At 57.2% G+C, this 13,249-nt stretch carries 19 protein-coding genes; 11 read left to right on the top strand and 8 right to left on the bottom strand.

What is annotated here, in order from left to right; translation table 11 throughout:
• Window positions 1-78: 78 nt before the first annotated feature.
• Both B0B09_RS09610 and B0B09_RS09605 read right to left on the bottom strand, forming a co-directional pair.
• Window positions 79-576, bottom strand: a complete 498-nt coding sequence (locus B0B09_RS09610) for a hypothetical protein (RefSeq protein WP_055293943.1) — start codon at window positions 574-576, stop codon at window positions 79-81.
• 24 nt (window positions 577-600) lie between these two features.
• Window positions 601-960: a hypothetical protein gene (locus B0B09_RS09605; RefSeq protein ID WP_076659367.1), complete on the bottom strand. Its 360-nt coding sequence runs from the start codon at window positions 958-960 to the stop codon at window positions 601-603.
• A gap of 136 nt (window positions 961-1,096) precedes the next feature.
• Here B0B09_RS09605 and B0B09_RS09600 point away from each other — a divergent pair, with 136 nt between their 5' ends.
• Window positions 1,097-1,975 (top strand): LysR family transcriptional regulator, encoded by an 879-nt coding sequence (locus tag B0B09_RS09600; RefSeq protein ID WP_076659366.1) that lies wholly within the window; start codon window positions 1,097-1,099, stop codon window positions 1,973-1,975.
• Window positions 1,976-1,977: 2 nt separating this feature from the next.
• Window positions 1,978-2,853 (top strand): DMT family transporter, encoded by an 876-nt coding sequence (locus B0B09_RS09595; RefSeq protein WP_446001692.1) that lies wholly within the window; start codon window positions 1,978-1,980, stop codon window positions 2,851-2,853.
• 88 nt (window positions 2,854-2,941) lie between these two features.
• Here the strand turns inward: B0B09_RS09595 and B0B09_RS09590 are convergent, their stop codons facing one another.
• The gene (locus tag B0B09_RS09590) at window positions 2,942-3,799 is read right to left on the bottom strand and encodes an NmrA family NAD(P)-binding protein (protein WP_076659365.1); all 858 of its coding nucleotides are present in this window, start codon (window positions 3,797-3,799) and stop codon (window positions 2,942-2,944) included.
• A 107-nt stretch (window positions 3,800-3,906) separates the two neighbouring features.
• Between B0B09_RS09590 and B0B09_RS09585 the strand changes: the two genes are divergently transcribed.
• On the top strand, window positions 3,907-4,296 hold the full coding sequence (locus B0B09_RS09585) for a winged helix-turn-helix transcriptional regulator (RefSeq protein WP_076659364.1): 390 nt from the start codon (window positions 3,907-3,909) through the stop codon (window positions 4,294-4,296).
• 60 nt (window positions 4,297-4,356) lie between these two features.
• Here B0B09_RS09585 and B0B09_RS09580 read toward each other — a convergent pair whose 3' ends face one another.
• Window positions 4,357-4,680: an ArsR/SmtB family transcription factor gene (locus tag B0B09_RS09580; protein ID WP_076659890.1), complete on the bottom strand. Its 324-nt coding sequence runs from the start codon at window positions 4,678-4,680 to the stop codon at window positions 4,357-4,359.
• A 206-nt stretch (window positions 4,681-4,886) separates the two neighbouring features.
• Between B0B09_RS09580 and B0B09_RS09575 the strand changes: the two genes are divergently transcribed.
• The 6 genes from B0B09_RS09575 to B0B09_RS09550 all read left to right on the top strand — a co-directional run bounded on the left by B0B09_RS09575 (window position 4,887) and on the right by B0B09_RS09550 (window position 8,299).
• A complete protein-coding gene (locus B0B09_RS09575) occupies window positions 4,887-5,222 on the top strand; it encodes an AtpZ/AtpI family protein (RefSeq protein WP_076659363.1) in 336 nt (111 codons plus the stop codon).
• Entirely contained in the window at window positions 5,212-5,970 is a 759-nt protein-coding gene (locus B0B09_RS09570) for a F0F1 ATP synthase subunit A (protein ID WP_055293954.1), read from the top strand. The genes B0B09_RS09575 and B0B09_RS09570 overlap by 11 nt, the downstream gene beginning before the upstream one ends.
• Before the next feature lie 55 nt (window positions 5,971-6,025).
• Window positions 6,026-6,250, top strand: coding sequence for a F0F1 ATP synthase subunit C (locus B0B09_RS09565; RefSeq protein ID WP_055293956.1), 225 nt, complete (start codon window positions 6,026-6,028; stop codon window positions 6,248-6,250).
• Between the two features lie 80 nt (window positions 6,251-6,330).
• Window positions 6,331-6,876 (top strand): F0F1 ATP synthase subunit B', encoded by a 546-nt coding sequence (locus B0B09_RS09560; RefSeq protein ID WP_076659362.1) that lies wholly within the window; start codon window positions 6,331-6,333, stop codon window positions 6,874-6,876.
• A gap of 3 nt (window positions 6,877-6,879) precedes the next feature.
• Window positions 6,880-7,440 carry a F0F1 ATP synthase subunit B gene (locus tag B0B09_RS09555; RefSeq protein WP_076659361.1) on the top strand — a complete coding sequence of 187 codons (561 nt, stop codon included), beginning with the start codon at window positions 6,880-6,882 and terminating at the stop codon, window positions 7,438-7,440.
• 142 nt (window positions 7,441-7,582) lie between these two features.
• The gene (locus tag B0B09_RS09550; RefSeq protein WP_076659360.1) at window positions 7,583-8,299 is read left to right on the top strand and encodes a CPBP family intramembrane glutamic endopeptidase; all 717 of its coding nucleotides are present in this window, start codon (window positions 7,583-7,585) and stop codon (window positions 8,297-8,299) included.
• Here the strand turns inward: B0B09_RS09550 and B0B09_RS09545 are convergent.
• From B0B09_RS09545 to B0B09_RS09535, 3 genes are all read right to left on the bottom strand, one after another.
• Window positions 8,296-9,063: a FadR/GntR family transcriptional regulator gene (locus B0B09_RS09545; RefSeq protein WP_076659359.1), complete on the bottom strand. Its 768-nt coding sequence runs from the start codon at window positions 9,061-9,063 to the stop codon at window positions 8,296-8,298. The two genes, B0B09_RS09550 and B0B09_RS09545, sit on opposite strands and share 4 nt — an antisense overlap.
• Window positions 9,064-9,177: 114 nt before the next feature.
• Window positions 9,178-9,834 (bottom strand): YiaD family glycine zipper/OmpA-like lipoprotein, encoded by a 657-nt coding sequence (locus tag B0B09_RS09540; protein WP_076659889.1) that lies wholly within the window; start codon window positions 9,832-9,834, stop codon window positions 9,178-9,180.
• 118 nt (window positions 9,835-9,952) lie between these two features.
• Window positions 9,953-10,801 (bottom strand): methylated-DNA--[protein]-cysteine S-methyltransferase, encoded by an 849-nt coding sequence (locus tag B0B09_RS09535; protein WP_076659358.1) that lies wholly within the window; start codon window positions 10,799-10,801, stop codon window positions 9,953-9,955.
• Between the two features lie 93 nt (window positions 10,802-10,894).
• On the opposite strand from B0B09_RS09535, the gene nth reads away from it, so the two are divergent.
• Window positions 10,895-11,539: an endonuclease III gene (gene nth, locus B0B09_RS09530; RefSeq protein ID WP_076659357.1), complete on the top strand. Its 645-nt coding sequence runs from the start codon at window positions 10,895-10,897 to the stop codon at window positions 11,537-11,539.
• Entirely contained in the window at window positions 11,536-12,528 is a 993-nt protein-coding gene (locus B0B09_RS09525; RefSeq protein ID WP_076659356.1) for an adenosine kinase, read from the top strand. Before nth ends, B0B09_RS09525 begins: the two co-directional genes overlap by 4 nt.
• Here the strand turns inward: B0B09_RS09525 and B0B09_RS09520 are convergent.
• Window positions 12,506-13,213 carry a hypothetical protein gene (locus tag B0B09_RS09520; RefSeq protein ID WP_076659355.1) on the bottom strand — a complete coding sequence of 236 codons (708 nt, stop codon included), beginning with the start codon at window positions 13,211-13,213 and terminating at the stop codon, window positions 12,506-12,508. The two genes, B0B09_RS09525 and B0B09_RS09520, sit on opposite strands and share 23 nt — an antisense overlap.
• Window positions 13,214-13,249: the final 36 nt, after the last annotated feature.

Raw genomic sequence — 13,249 nt, 5'->3', positions numbered from 1 at the left:
GGCGCGACGCGCTGACGGAGGGCGATCCCCTAATTGCGGGGACCGGAAAGCTGGTGCTATCCGGATGTTGGGGAGCGTTTACGCCTGTGGCGGGGCTGAGTCAACATCTTGGGCAAGCCATGCGTTGATTGCAGCCACACCACGTTCGGGGCCCGGCCCGTTGATGTAGATCGGGGTGACCGCGTGCGTGCCCGCATCCATCCCGCCGTCTAGGACGAGTGCGATCCTGTAAGTGTTCGCACTTTCACTCCGGCTGCTTTGCAATTTGGCCTCTCGGAGATGCTCAAGTCTATGCTGCACGCGCGTGCGGCCCAGAAAGGTAGAGTGGCGCAGTTCCAGCAGGTTGCTATCACGGTCAAGGATCAGGTCATCGCGGCGCACGAAGATGACCAGAAACAACAACACAAACGCCGGGATCACGAGTAAACCCCAGAATGCAGCGCTGACGTCGCCCGTAAAGAGCGCATTCAATCCAAACCCGACCACGCCAAGCAACAACGCACTCAGGACTGTCGCAAAAACCCATGGCACAAAAGTAAGCACCAGTTTTTCAGGCGTGTTGTGAACAATCTTCATGCTGCGGACGATATGTTCGCGCGATCAGCGGATCAAGGCGATGACCTGACTGCGATAATGGACCGCAACCGTTCCGGTGCCGAGGATCAGCACCAACATGTGCCAATAGGGTGGTCCGACCCAGATCAGCAGCGCGCTGAGCCCTACAATCATGGTGCCCAGGAGCAGGAGCCCTGCAATCCCTTCCCAACCCCGCCACCAAAGCAGCCCCGCACCAACCAATTCGATGGATCCGGTGATATAGCGTGGAAACTGGCCAAAGCCGATGGCCTCATAGATTGCCACGTCCGTACTGAAGCTGCCCAGCTTGCGCAGCCCGAAGTAGAGAAAGGCCAGCGTCAGTGCGGCGCGCAGAATGGTGAGGGGGCGGTTTACGGTGTTCATACGGGGAAAGATAGCGCGCAGCGCATGATGTCCAGTGTCGGCGGGTTTTCGTCTCTGCGCCAGTGCGGGGCCTTGCGCTGGCGAACGAAATGATCGAATTTGACCGCAAGATGTTTGCCAGCGCACAGGATGGAAAATGGACAACTGGGATGAAATCAGGACCGCTTTTCAGGTTGCGCGCCAAGGCACTGTAAGCGGCGCAGCCGAGCAGCTTGGCGTCCACCACGCCACAGTGATCCGCCATATCGATGCGCTGGAACAGCGGCTGGGCGTGAAGCTGTTTCAGCGTCATGCCCGCGGTTATACCGCGACAGAGGCGGGGCAGGATCTTTTGCAGGTGGCCCAAGCCACGGACGATCAGTTCACGCAACTGGCGGGGCGCATCAAAGGGCAGGGTGAAGGTGTCTCGGGTGATCTGGTGGTCACGTCTTTGGGGATGGCCTCGCGTATTTTGACGCCCATTCTTGTGGGGTTTCAGATAGAGCACCCCGAAGTCCGGGTGCGCTATCGGACCGGCGAACGCGTTTTCCGGCTTGAGTATGGTGAGGCGCATGTGGCCATCCGTGCCGGTAAAATGCCGGACGAGCCGGACAATGTAGTCCAGCCCTTTATGCATCAGCAAATGGCGCTGGTTGCGTCCGAGGCCTATATCGCGCGGCATGGGATGCCCAAGGACGAAGCCGATCTGAAGAACCATTATTTCGTCACCCAAGACGACGACAATAGCCGTGCGCCTTTTACCCGTTGGTTGCGAGAGGTCGTGAGTGACGACCGCTTTACCTATCGGGCGACGGACGACCGGAACTTGCAGGATGCGGTGATCGCGGGGGCAGGGATCGGGTTTGTCGTGTCCCAAGCCCTTCACACCTATCCCGAATTGGTCGAAGTGGTGGAACGGCGTGATGTCTGGTCTGCGCCGCTTTGGATTGTGACACATGTTGATTTGCACCGGACAACCAAGGTGCAAACCTTCCTGCGTTTTCTGAAAGACCGCATCAAAACGCTCGAGTGTTAGTCTTGGGTCCCCGCGCCGGACATCTGGCGATGCTCGCATTCTCGATGCTCGTGGCGGGCTCATTTGCCTTGGGGGCTTTGGCGGCCAATGAAATTACGCCGACTGCGCTGAACGCGGTGCGGTTTTGGATCGCCACTGGTGTTGTAGGGGTGGCATTGTTGCTGACCACGGGTGTGCCGCGTGCGGCCGCGCAAGCGCCCTGGCGCTATATTCTGCTGGCCGTCTTCTTGTGCACCTATTTCGTGTTGATGTTCGAGGGCTTGAAAACCGCGCCTCCCGTCAGCGCTGCGGCGGTCTTTACACTTACACCTATTATGGCGGCGGGCTTTGGCTGGCTCTTGCTGGGCCAGAAGCTGACCCCGCGCATCGCTTTGGCCTTGTTGATCGGCGCCATTGGGGCCGTCTGGGTGATTTTTCGCGCTGATGTCGCGGCGATGCTGCGCTTTGAGGTGGGACGGGGCGAAGCGATTTATTTTGCGGGCTGCGCGGCCCATGCGTTTTACACGCCATTGGTGCGCAAACTGAACCGCGGAGAAAGTGCGGCAGTATTTTCCTTTGGCGTCATGCTGGCCGGATCGATTTTGCTGACCGTTTGGGGATGGGAGGATCTGACGGCCACAGATTGGGCTGCGCTGCCGGCAATTGTCTGGCTGACAATCCTTTACACGGCGGTTTTTGCCAGCGCCTCTACCTTTGTGTTGCTGCAATTCGCGGCCATGCGGCTGCCAAGCTCCAAGGTGATGGCCTATACCTATCTTGTCCCATCGTGGGTGATTGTCTGGGCGCTGGTTTTAGGGGGTGCACCACCGCCTGTCTGGGTGCTGGCGGGTGTCGCGCTGACGATTGCGGCCTTGGGTCTATTGCTGCGCGAGGAGTAGCGCCCCGCGTCAGCGAGGGGCGGGTCCCGCACGCATGCGACTGGCCCCCGGCAAGATGGGGGCCAGTCTGTGATCATCGAGGATGTGCTTACTTTTGCAATGCGTTGCGCAGAACGTTTGCCATCGTCACGGTCGGACGGCCCAGCATTTTTGAAAGCGTCTGGCTGTTGTCATAAAGTGCGCCATTTGCAGCTTGCGCATCTGTTGAGGCCAGAAATCCTGCCAGTTCTGGCGGAAGCCCCGCACCCTGCAACGCCTGTTGATAGGCTTGTGCGGGCATATCGACATAGGTGACGGTCGTGCCTGCAACGTCGGACAGGATCGGGCAGTAAGCGGCCATTGTCAGCGCTTCATCTCCGGCCAGTTCCAGTGTTTGGCCATCATATCCACCCAAAAGGGCAATCGCTGCGGCCTCGGCCAGATCAGCGCGTGCTGCAAAGGAAAACTTGCCGTCGGCTGCCGCGCCAAAATGCTGGCCCATGTTCAGATCCTGCTCAAGGCTCATCAGCATGTTTTCGCTATACCAACCGTTGCGCAGGAAAGTGTATGCGATGCCGCTATCCGCGATCAGTGCCTCGGTTGCTTTGTGGTCCGCTGCCAAGGCCAATTCGCTGTCAGCCGCATCCAGCAATGAAGTATAGGCGATGTAGCTCACATCAGCTGCCTTGGCTGCGGCAACGATGGCCTTGTGTTGGGGCATGCGGTTCATCAAGTCAGAGCCGGAAACAAAAAGCATCCTGTCGATACCTTCAAATGCGGCTTCAAGGCTGGCTTGGTCATTATAATCGCCCCTGCGGGTCGCAATGCCGCGCTCTGCAAACTTCGCTGCCTGGTCGTCGGTGCGTACCAGTGCGATGATATTCGCCGGTTCCGTTTTTTGCGTAAGAGCGCGAATGGTGAGTTGGCCGAACTGGCCCGAAGCGCCGGTAATGAGAAGTTTGGACATCGTGTTTCCTTTCGGTGCGGATTTGCATATAGCTCTCAGTTAGAGACCGCCTATCACCCCGTAAAGGAGGCATGAATTTGTCTCTAGGTTACAGAAAGGGAACCGCCATGAACCAGTTGACAGGCAAACGGCCATTGCAGTTCAAAGAGGCGGGCTTCACGCTTGAGAATTGCCCTGTGCGCAGCATCCTCGATCATGTCGCGGCCAAGTGGACCAGCTTGATCGTGCTTGAACTTGCTGCTGGTCCGCAGCGGTTTAATGCACTTGGGCGCGCGCTGCCTGATATTTCCAAACGGATGCTGACGCAGTCGTTGCGCGACCTCGAGCGTGACGGTTTGGTCATTCGTCAAGTATTCGACACCAAACCACCGAGTGTTGAATATCGCCTCTCTGAACTGGGGCAGTCGTTTCTGGCGCCACTGTCATTGATGGTTGATTGGGCGATGGCGCAGGAAAACCGGATTGCGGCGTCGCGCGCGCGTTTCGACCAGGCATGACAGGTTGCCAGCGCGTGTTCAGAACAACTGTATGCATGGCGCAGTGGATGAAGATCCGCCTTACGTGCTGAGCTGTTGTTCCAGGAACGTCTCGAATGCGTCCAGATCAATCGCGTCCATTTGTCCAAAGGCCTGCATCCAGACCGAAGCTTCGCGCAGAGCATCTGGTTCCAGTTTGCACCATTTTACACGTCCGCGCTTTTCTTGCGAGATCAGCCCTGCTGCGGTCAACACGCCCAAGTGCTTGGAGATCGCTGCCAATGACATCTGGAACGGTTCCGCAACGTCGGTGACGGCCATGTCATCCTCAAGCAGCATCGCGAGGATCGCACGCCGGGTCGGGTCGGCCAATGCCGCAAAGGTTTGGTCAAGTTGGGTGGTCATGGCTTCGATTAAGCGGCACGCAATAGAAACGTCAACCATTTGGTTGAATATTGGATTTGCGTTCCGTTGTGTCGAGGGGTGAAAATTCCAGGGCTCAGTGCCTCACTAATTGTTTGTTATTAAACAATTAATACGGGAGATGGGCTCTATTGACTCTCATTCCCCTGCGCCCTAAACCATGCGCAACCTTCCAAAGGGTTATGCCAATGTCTGAAAGCGAAGACGCAGCGCGCCTCAAAGCACTTGAAGCGAAGATCGCTGCACTGAAAGCGCCGGCGGAGGTTAAGGACCATTCGGAAGAACACTACTCTCAGGTGCAACTTGCCTGGCGAATGGTGATCGAGCTTGTTTCCGGTCTTGGGATCGGATTTGGCATCGGATACGGGCTGGATACCCTTTTGGGGACGATGCCGATTTTCCTGGTGCTGTTTATATTTTTTGGCCTCGCGGCTGGTGTGATGACCATGGTGCGATCAGCCAAAGAGGTTCAACGAAAGCAGCTTGCGGCTGCGACAGAAGAGGGTGAAGCACGTGGCGACTGAAGAGTACTCCGAAGGTGGTTCCGTATTCCAATTCCACCCGCTGGACCAATTTATCGTCAAGCCGCTGTTTGGTGATGGTCCCGTAAGCTGGTATACACCAACGAACGTAACGCTCTGGATGGCAATCGCGCTGTTGGCGATTATTGCGGTCTTTGTACTGGGCAGCCGTGGTCGCGCGATCATTCCAACGCGTCTGCAGTCCGTCGGTGAGCTCCTTTACGGTTTCATTTACAAGATGGTCGAGGACGTGACCGGCAAGGATGGGGTCAAGTACTTCCCCTACATCATGTCGCTGTTTCTGTTCATTCTGTTCTCGAACTATCTTGCCCTGATCCCGATGTCCTATTCGCCGACCTCGATGATCGCGGTGACCGTGATTTTGGGTTTTGGCGTATTCATCGCGATTACAATCCTTGGCTTCGTCAAGAACGGTCCTGCATTTCTTGGTCTTTTCTGGATGTCGGATGCGCCCGCATTCCTGCGCCCGATCATCGCGATTATCGAGATCATTTCCTACTTCGTCCGTCCCGTCAGCCTGTCCATTCGTTTGGCCGGTAACATTGCCGCGGGTCACGTCGTTCTGAAAGTGTTCGCGACCTTCGCTGCTGCGGCGCTGATCAGCCCCGCTGCGATCTTGGGGATTATCGCGATCTACGGTCTGGAGATCCTTGTTTGTGGTATCCAGGCTTACGTTTTCACCATCTTGACGTGCGTATATCTCAAAGACGCGCTTCATCCCGCACACTAACAACGGCGGGGTTTCCCGCCACTCTACTCAACTTCCAATCGTAAGGAGAATTCACATGGAAGGCGATCTCGCACACATCGGCGCAGGCATTGCGGCAATCGGTTCAGGTTTGGCTGCACTGGGTGTTGGCAACGTAGCAGGTAACTACCTGGCAGGCGCACTGCGCAACCCATCTGCTGCTGCTGGTCAGACAGCAACACTGTTCATCGGTCTGGCATTTGCCGAAGCTCTGGGGATCTTCGCGTTCCTCGTGTCGCTTCTGCTTATGTTCGCAGTCTAAGAACACACCCATATCCTTACGGCCTGATGGGCGCGTGACCGCGGCCATCAGGTAAACATTCAAGGTATTCGGGGGCCATAATGGCAACAGAAACAACAGACGTCGCAGGAGTTTGCGTTGATGCAGGGGGCTCTGCCCTTGGCATGCCGCAGCTTTGCGCAGATTGGATGCCCAACCAGATTTTCTGGCTGGTTATCACGCTTATCGCAGTCTATTTCGTGATGTCCCGCGTCGCACTGCCCCGTATCAGTGCGGTTCTGGCGGAACGCTCCGGCACAATCACGAATGACATTGCCGCGGCTGAAGAGCTGAAGAACAAAGCAGCGCAAGCCGAAGCGGCATATGACCAGGCGCTTTTGGATGCGCGCGCGGAAGCCAACAAGATCGTTGCTGAAGCGAAAGCAGAAATTCAGGCGGAACTGGACGTCGAGCTTGAGAAAGCTGATGCACAGATTGCCGCCAAGACAGCCGAGAGCGAAGCGGCGATTGCCGAAATTCGCGAAGGTTCCGTCAAGAGCGTGACAGAGGTTGCCAAGGCCACAGCCAAGGAACTGGTTGCTGCCATGGGTGGCACTGCGGACGCCAAAACGATCACCGCTGCGGTGACTGCACGGATGAAGGGATAACTCATGAGACTGATGCTCACATCCCTTTTTGCCCTTGCAGCAAGCCCTGCGCTTGCTGCGGGTGACAAGCCGTTCTTCTCACTGGCGAACACTGACTTTGTTGTCACGATCGCATTCCTGATCTTCATCGGAATTCTGATGTACTTCAAAGTGCCCGGCCTGGTTGGCGATATGCTGGACAAGCGTGCGGACAACATCAAAGCCGAGTTGGACGAAGCCAAAGCATTGCGCGAAGAAGCACAGGCCCTGCTGGCCAGCTACGAGCGCAAGCAAAAAGAAGTGCAGGAACAGGCTGCGCGGATCGTATCGGCTGCGAAAGAAGAGGCCACAAATGCGGCTGCTGCAGCAAAAGACGATATCGCCAAGTCAATCACACGCCGCCTTGCCGCTGCCGAAGAGCAGATACAAAGCGCGCAGGACTCTGCCGTGAAAGAGGTGCGCGACCAAGCCGTATCTGTTGCTGTTGCTGTCGCGAAAGACGTGATGGCCAAGCAGATGGATGCGAAGGCCGCTGGTGCGTTGATTGATGACGCCATCGGCACGGTTGCTGAAAAACTGCACTAAGCCCAAAATATGTCTTCTGAAAAGCCCGATTGCGTTCGCCGCGGTCGGGCTTTTTCGTTGACACAGACAGGGGTGCCTCTGAGACTGGCAGCCAGGGCGAAGTGCAGGAGTATTGACGATGCCTAGCCTTCGGCTCGGGATAATGACGGCAGTTGCCTATACTGCGATTATCGCTGTCGGGACGGCCTATATCTTCGTTTTGCGGCAGGAGCCGATCAGCCTCGAAATTGCACTGCTTTCACTGTTACCCGTTCAACTGATTGCTGTTTTCATGTGTGCCGCTGTCGTCGTGCGTTTTGCAGACTGGCGCGCTGTCGGGTTCGGGCGGGTACAGTGGTCGGGTTTGCTTTGGTTTTTGCCAAGCTGGGTAGTTCTGGCCGTGATGGGGGCGGGCATTGCGCAAGCGCTTACAGCGCAGATGATGGCAGGCCTGGGTGCCTTCGGGATCACGCTTCTGGCCGTCACGACATTTCTGGTCGCCTTTGGTGAAGAAATTGTTTTTCGGGGCGTCCTGCTGCGCGGTGCGATCACCCGCCTCGCGGTGCCGGCAGCGATGTTTCTGAGTGCCTTGTCGTTCGGCCTTTTCCATTGGGTGAACCGCATCGCCGGGCAGGGGGCGTCGGAAACGTCGCTGCAAGTGCTCTTTGCGTTTCTGGTGGGGTTCTTTCTTGCCCCGATCGCGATCCGCGTCGGCAACCTCTGGCCTTTGATCATTTGGCATTGGTTCTGGAATATTGCGGTGATCCTTGGACAGGTTGCTGTCGTCCTGCATCCTTACGCGCTGACGGGCTTGGCCATTCAGGCGGTCATCTCGATCTGGCTCTGGACAGACATGATCCGCAAAGGGCGGGCGGACTAACGCCAGCCTTCGTGTTCCAACCGCTTTTGGGCAAAGACTTCGTTGCGTTCGGATTTCTGATGATCCGACAACGAGGCTTCGACGAAATTCAGATGTGTCTCAACCGCTTTGCGCGCACCCGCTGGGTCACGGTTCTGCAAAGCCGTGTTGATGATCCGGTGATGTTCCAAAAGCGCGTCACGGGTCATGCGCTGTTTGAACATGATTGTGCGGTTATAGAACACGCCTTCACGCAAGAGCTCGTACATCGAACGCATCATATGCAGCATGATGATATTGTGACTGGCCTCGATGATGGACAGGTGAAAATCAGCGTCCAGATGTGCCTCGTCGGCAGGATTGCGTTTCTGATGCGCGGCTTCCATCTTTTCAAAAATGGCGTTGATGACCTGTAAGTCTGTATCGCTGGCCAATCGCGCTGCGCGTTCGGCTGCCAACCCTTCCATGTCACGTCGAAAGCTGATGTAGTCGAACACCGCCTCATCATGGGTGGAGAACAGTGTGACCAATGCCGGCGCAAAGGCAGACCCCAGCACATCGGCGACATAAACGCCGGCACCTGCCTTGGACGCCAGCAAGCCACGCTCCTGCAATTCTGACAGGGCCTCGCGCAGGGACGGGCGTGACACGCTCATCCGTTCGCTGAGTTCACGCTCTGACGGGAGCCGTTCGCCCGGACGCAAAATGCCTCTCAGGATCAATCCTTCGATCTGGCGCACAACGCCATGCGAGAGTTTTTCTTGGCTGACCGGTTCAAAAGGCATGTGAGCTTTCGCAATATATTGGTCAAATGATATGACCAACGTCCCGCATCCACAATAAGAAAGAGGAGCCGCATCACTGCGGCTCCTCCGAAATCCAGTGTATGAAGCTGCGCCTTAGTTTGGCGTAATCACGATTTCCACGCGGCGGTTCATCTGGCGGCCCGATGCGTTCAGGTTCGAAGCAATCGGGTTGTTCTCACCAGCACCGATCGAGCGGATACGGGCCGGTGACACGCCACCACCCATCAGGATCGCAGCAACAGCTTGGGCGCGGCGCTCGGACAGGCCTTGGTTAAAGGACGCATCACCGACGTTGTCGGTATGGCCGATCACGTTGACCGTTGTGTCCGGATATTGGTTCAGCGAGTTTGCGACGATACGCAACTCGTTTTGCGATGTGCCGGACACCTGCGTGCTGTTCGTTGCGAACAACAGGTCCTGGCTGAGAACAACAACAAGGTTGCGGCCGTTGTTGGACACACCAACATCGCTGCGCAGTGAACGGCGCAAGTCCTCTGCCTGACGGTCAAGGCTGTTGCCGACACCGGCACCAATACCACCGCCCAGCGCCGCACCGATCAGCGCGCCGCGCTGGCGGTCCTCGACAGAGCCGCCACTATTGGCAATCACACCCAAGAGAGCCCCGGCGCCTGCGCCGATTGCGGCACCTTGTTGCGTGTTCTGCATCTGGTTCGGACCCGTTTCATCGCAGGCGGCAATCAGTGTCAGCGACGCAGCAGCGACAACGAGCGGAAATTTCGAAAGTTTCATGGTCATGGTTCCATTTAATATCGGTGCAATAGGCGCACCATCTGTGATGGGTCAGCTTATGCCCATTTTTGCAATGATATCCAATAACGGCGCTGGCACCAGCAGGGTTTTGCCTATTCTAAAGGTTTCGAGGTGCGGCGTCGGCCCTTGCGGATTCCCATGCCAGCATGGCGCGTTTGACTGGCAGACCCCAATGATACCCCCCGAGTGCGCCCGATTTGCGTAATGCTCGGTGACAGGGAATCAGCCAGCTGACAGGATTGCGCCCGACAGCAGTGCCGACCGCGCGCACGGCCTTGGGGCTGCCAACGGCCTGCGCAATTTCGGAATAGCTGGTGACATGGCCCGAAGGGATGGTCAGCAGCGCCTCCCAGACCTTGAGCTGAAATGGTGCGCCGATCATGTGCAGTCGTGTCTCGCCAGTCATGCCAAGGGCGGCTGTCGCCCAAGGAGAAAGGGCATCGGGATCTTCGATATAGACGGCTTTCGGCCAGCGCGCTTGCAGATCGGCCATGGCCTCATCCGGTCCGGATTCTGCGGCGAAGGCCAACCCGCAAATCCCGCGCGCGGTGCCCATCACCAAGGCAGGGCCAAAGGGGCTGTCAAACCACCCCCAGCGGATTGTGAGATCAGCTGCGTCGCGGGCATAGTCACCGGGGCTCATGGCCTCCCAGCGCACAAAGAGATCGTGCAAGCGGCCACTGCCCGACAGGCCGACGGCATGGGCTGTTTCCAGCGTGGTGAACCGGTCACGCAGCAGCGTTTTGGCGTGACCCAGCGTCAGATACTGCTGGTAACGCTTGGGCGACACACCCACCCACGTGGAAAAGAGGCGCTGAAAATGCGCGGGGCTCATGTTCATCTCGCCGGCCAGATCGGCCAGCGGGAGCGGGGCATCGCCTGCTGCGTCAATTGCCGCAATCGCGCGGCGCATGACTTGATAATGATATGTGTCATTCTGTTCCATGCGGTCAAACTATGGTCAAGGCAGCGCTGAAGCGACCCGAAAATTGCGCATCCGCGCTTGCCCCCTTTCGGGCTTCAAGGCATACCGGACGTCATGGCAAAACAGCTCGATTATCATACTATCCGCGCGATCTTTGAGCGGTTCCATGCAGCAGAGCCTGAACCCAAAGGCGAGCTTGAGCATGTGAATGTCTACACCCTTGTCGTGGCTGTCGCATTGTCGGCGCAGGCCACTGATGCAGGTGTGAACAAAGCGACGCGGGAGCTGTTCAAGATTGCCGATACACCCCAGAAAATGCTCGACCTCGGGCTTGAGGGTGTGACCGAGCATATCAAGACCATTGGCCTGTTCCGTCAGAAGGCTAAGAACGTCATCAAGATGAGCCAGATTCTGGTCGATGACTATGGTGGCGTTGTTCCCAATTCCCGCGCGGCCCTGCAATCCCTGCCCGGAGTCGGGCGCAAAACGGCCAACGTCGTGCTGAATATGTGGTGGCAGCAACCGGCGCAGGCGGTCGACACCCATATTTTCCGTTTTGGTAACCGAAGCGGTGTAGCTCCGGGCAAGGATGTGGATGCGGTTGAGCGCGCGATCGAAGACCATATACCGGCTGATTTTCAACTCCATGCGCATCACTGGATGATTCTGCATGGCCGCTACACCTGTGTGGCACGTAAACCGAAATGCGCGGGCTGTCTGATCCGCGATCTTTGTATGTTTGAGGATAAAAACCTATGAAAAAGTATCAGGTCGTGGGCATCGGCAATGCGATGGTCGATGTTCTCGCGCGCGCCGAAGATGCATTTCTGGCCGAGGCCGGTGTTGAAAAAGGCATCATGCAGCTGATCGATATGGACCGTGCGGTTGATCTGTATTCCCGCGTCGGTCCCGCCAAAGAGGTCAGCGGCGGGTCCGCGGCCAATACCATTGCGGGCATTGCGCATCTGGGCGGACGGACCGCCTATGTAGGCAAGGTGAAGGACGACCAGTTGGGCGCGATTTTTGCCCACGATCTGCGCGCGCAGGGTGCCGGTTACGAAACAGCGATGGCGCCCAAGTCCGAAGAGGCCGAAACTGGCCGCTGCATTGTCCTTGTCACCCCTGACGGCGAGCGGTCGATGAATACCTATCTGGGCGTCACAGAGTTCCTGTCCGCGGATGACATTGACGAAGACCAGATGGCCGAAGCCGAATGGATCTATCTGGAAGGCTACCGTTTTGACGGCCCCGATAGTCATGCCGCTTTCGCCAAGGCCGTTGCGGCCTGTAAGGGCGCGGGGGGGCGCGTTTCTCTGACGTTGTCCGACCCGTTCTGCATTGAGCGCCACCGCGATGCGTTTCGCGATATGATCCGCGATCATGTGGACCTGCTTTTCTGCAATCGTGCTGAAATGCGGTCGATGTATCAGACCGAAGATTTTGATGACGCCCTCGCACAAGCGGCGTCAGAGGTGGCGATCGTTGCCTGTACCGATAGTGAAAATGGCGTACATGTCCTGGCTGAGGGCCAGCGCTGGCATGTGCCTGCAGTGCCGACACAGATTGTTGACGCCACCGGCGCGGGTGATCTTTTTGCCGGTGCGTTCCTGTGGGGGCTGACTAATGGTCACGATCTGCAGACCTGCGCGATGATGGGCAATGTTGCCGCATCCGAGGTGATCAGCCACATCGGTGCGCGCCCCGAGGCGCATTTGAAAGCTTTGTTCAAGGGGCAGGGACTGCTTTAAGCCAGAGCGCGTCCAGCGCATCTATGGCGGCCACATTAAAGCGGCTTTCCTCTTTCCAGTATTTGCCAGAGGGGACGTAATACCCCAAACGTTCCTCTTCGGCCAAAGCGGCGTCTATGACCGCTTCATTTGGTGACAGTGGTTTAGCATCTGCCGCGGTCTCAGGTGTGGCGCGCGGAAATACCAGCCTGCTTTCATCAGTCGACAAATTCAGCATCGCGCAGCCTTGGCGTGCGGCCAGAGCCATCAGGCGTGCAGACTTTGCCTCAAGAGAGCGCAGAGAAACATCTGTGCGCAAGGGGTCGGCTGTGCCTTTGCCATAGAAATGGGTTTTGCTCGCGTCGTCGTAAACCATGTCGCAGCCCAAGACGGCGATAACCCGTGGCTTGAGCGCAGCCAAAGCCCAGTAGGAAGCAGTAAAGGCCATCGTGCCACCGGCATAAACAAAACCACCCAATGTATTTTGGAGCGGCACATACTCTGTCGCACGAATGATCCGCTGACCCGCGGACATATCCACCGGCATGCGCTCGACAGGAAAGTCGTCAGGGTGGATCAGATCATCCCAATCAGGGCGCACGGCCCAGGCGTTATTGATCGCCACGATCCGGTCAAAAGGATCACGCGGCCACTCACGGCATTTTACGACATTCGGGCCACTGCCCAGGATCAATACGACCGACATAAGACCACATCCTTCGGCTTTACGATCAACGAGTTA

This window comes from Yoonia rosea, assembly GCF_900156505.1.
In the GTDB taxonomy this organism is placed as follows: Bacteria; Pseudomonadota; Alphaproteobacteria; order Rhodobacterales; family Rhodobacteraceae; genus Yoonia; species Yoonia rosea.
The sequence above is the reverse complement of the archived record's forward strand: the minus strand, read 5'-3'. Positions and strand labels throughout refer to the sequence as shown.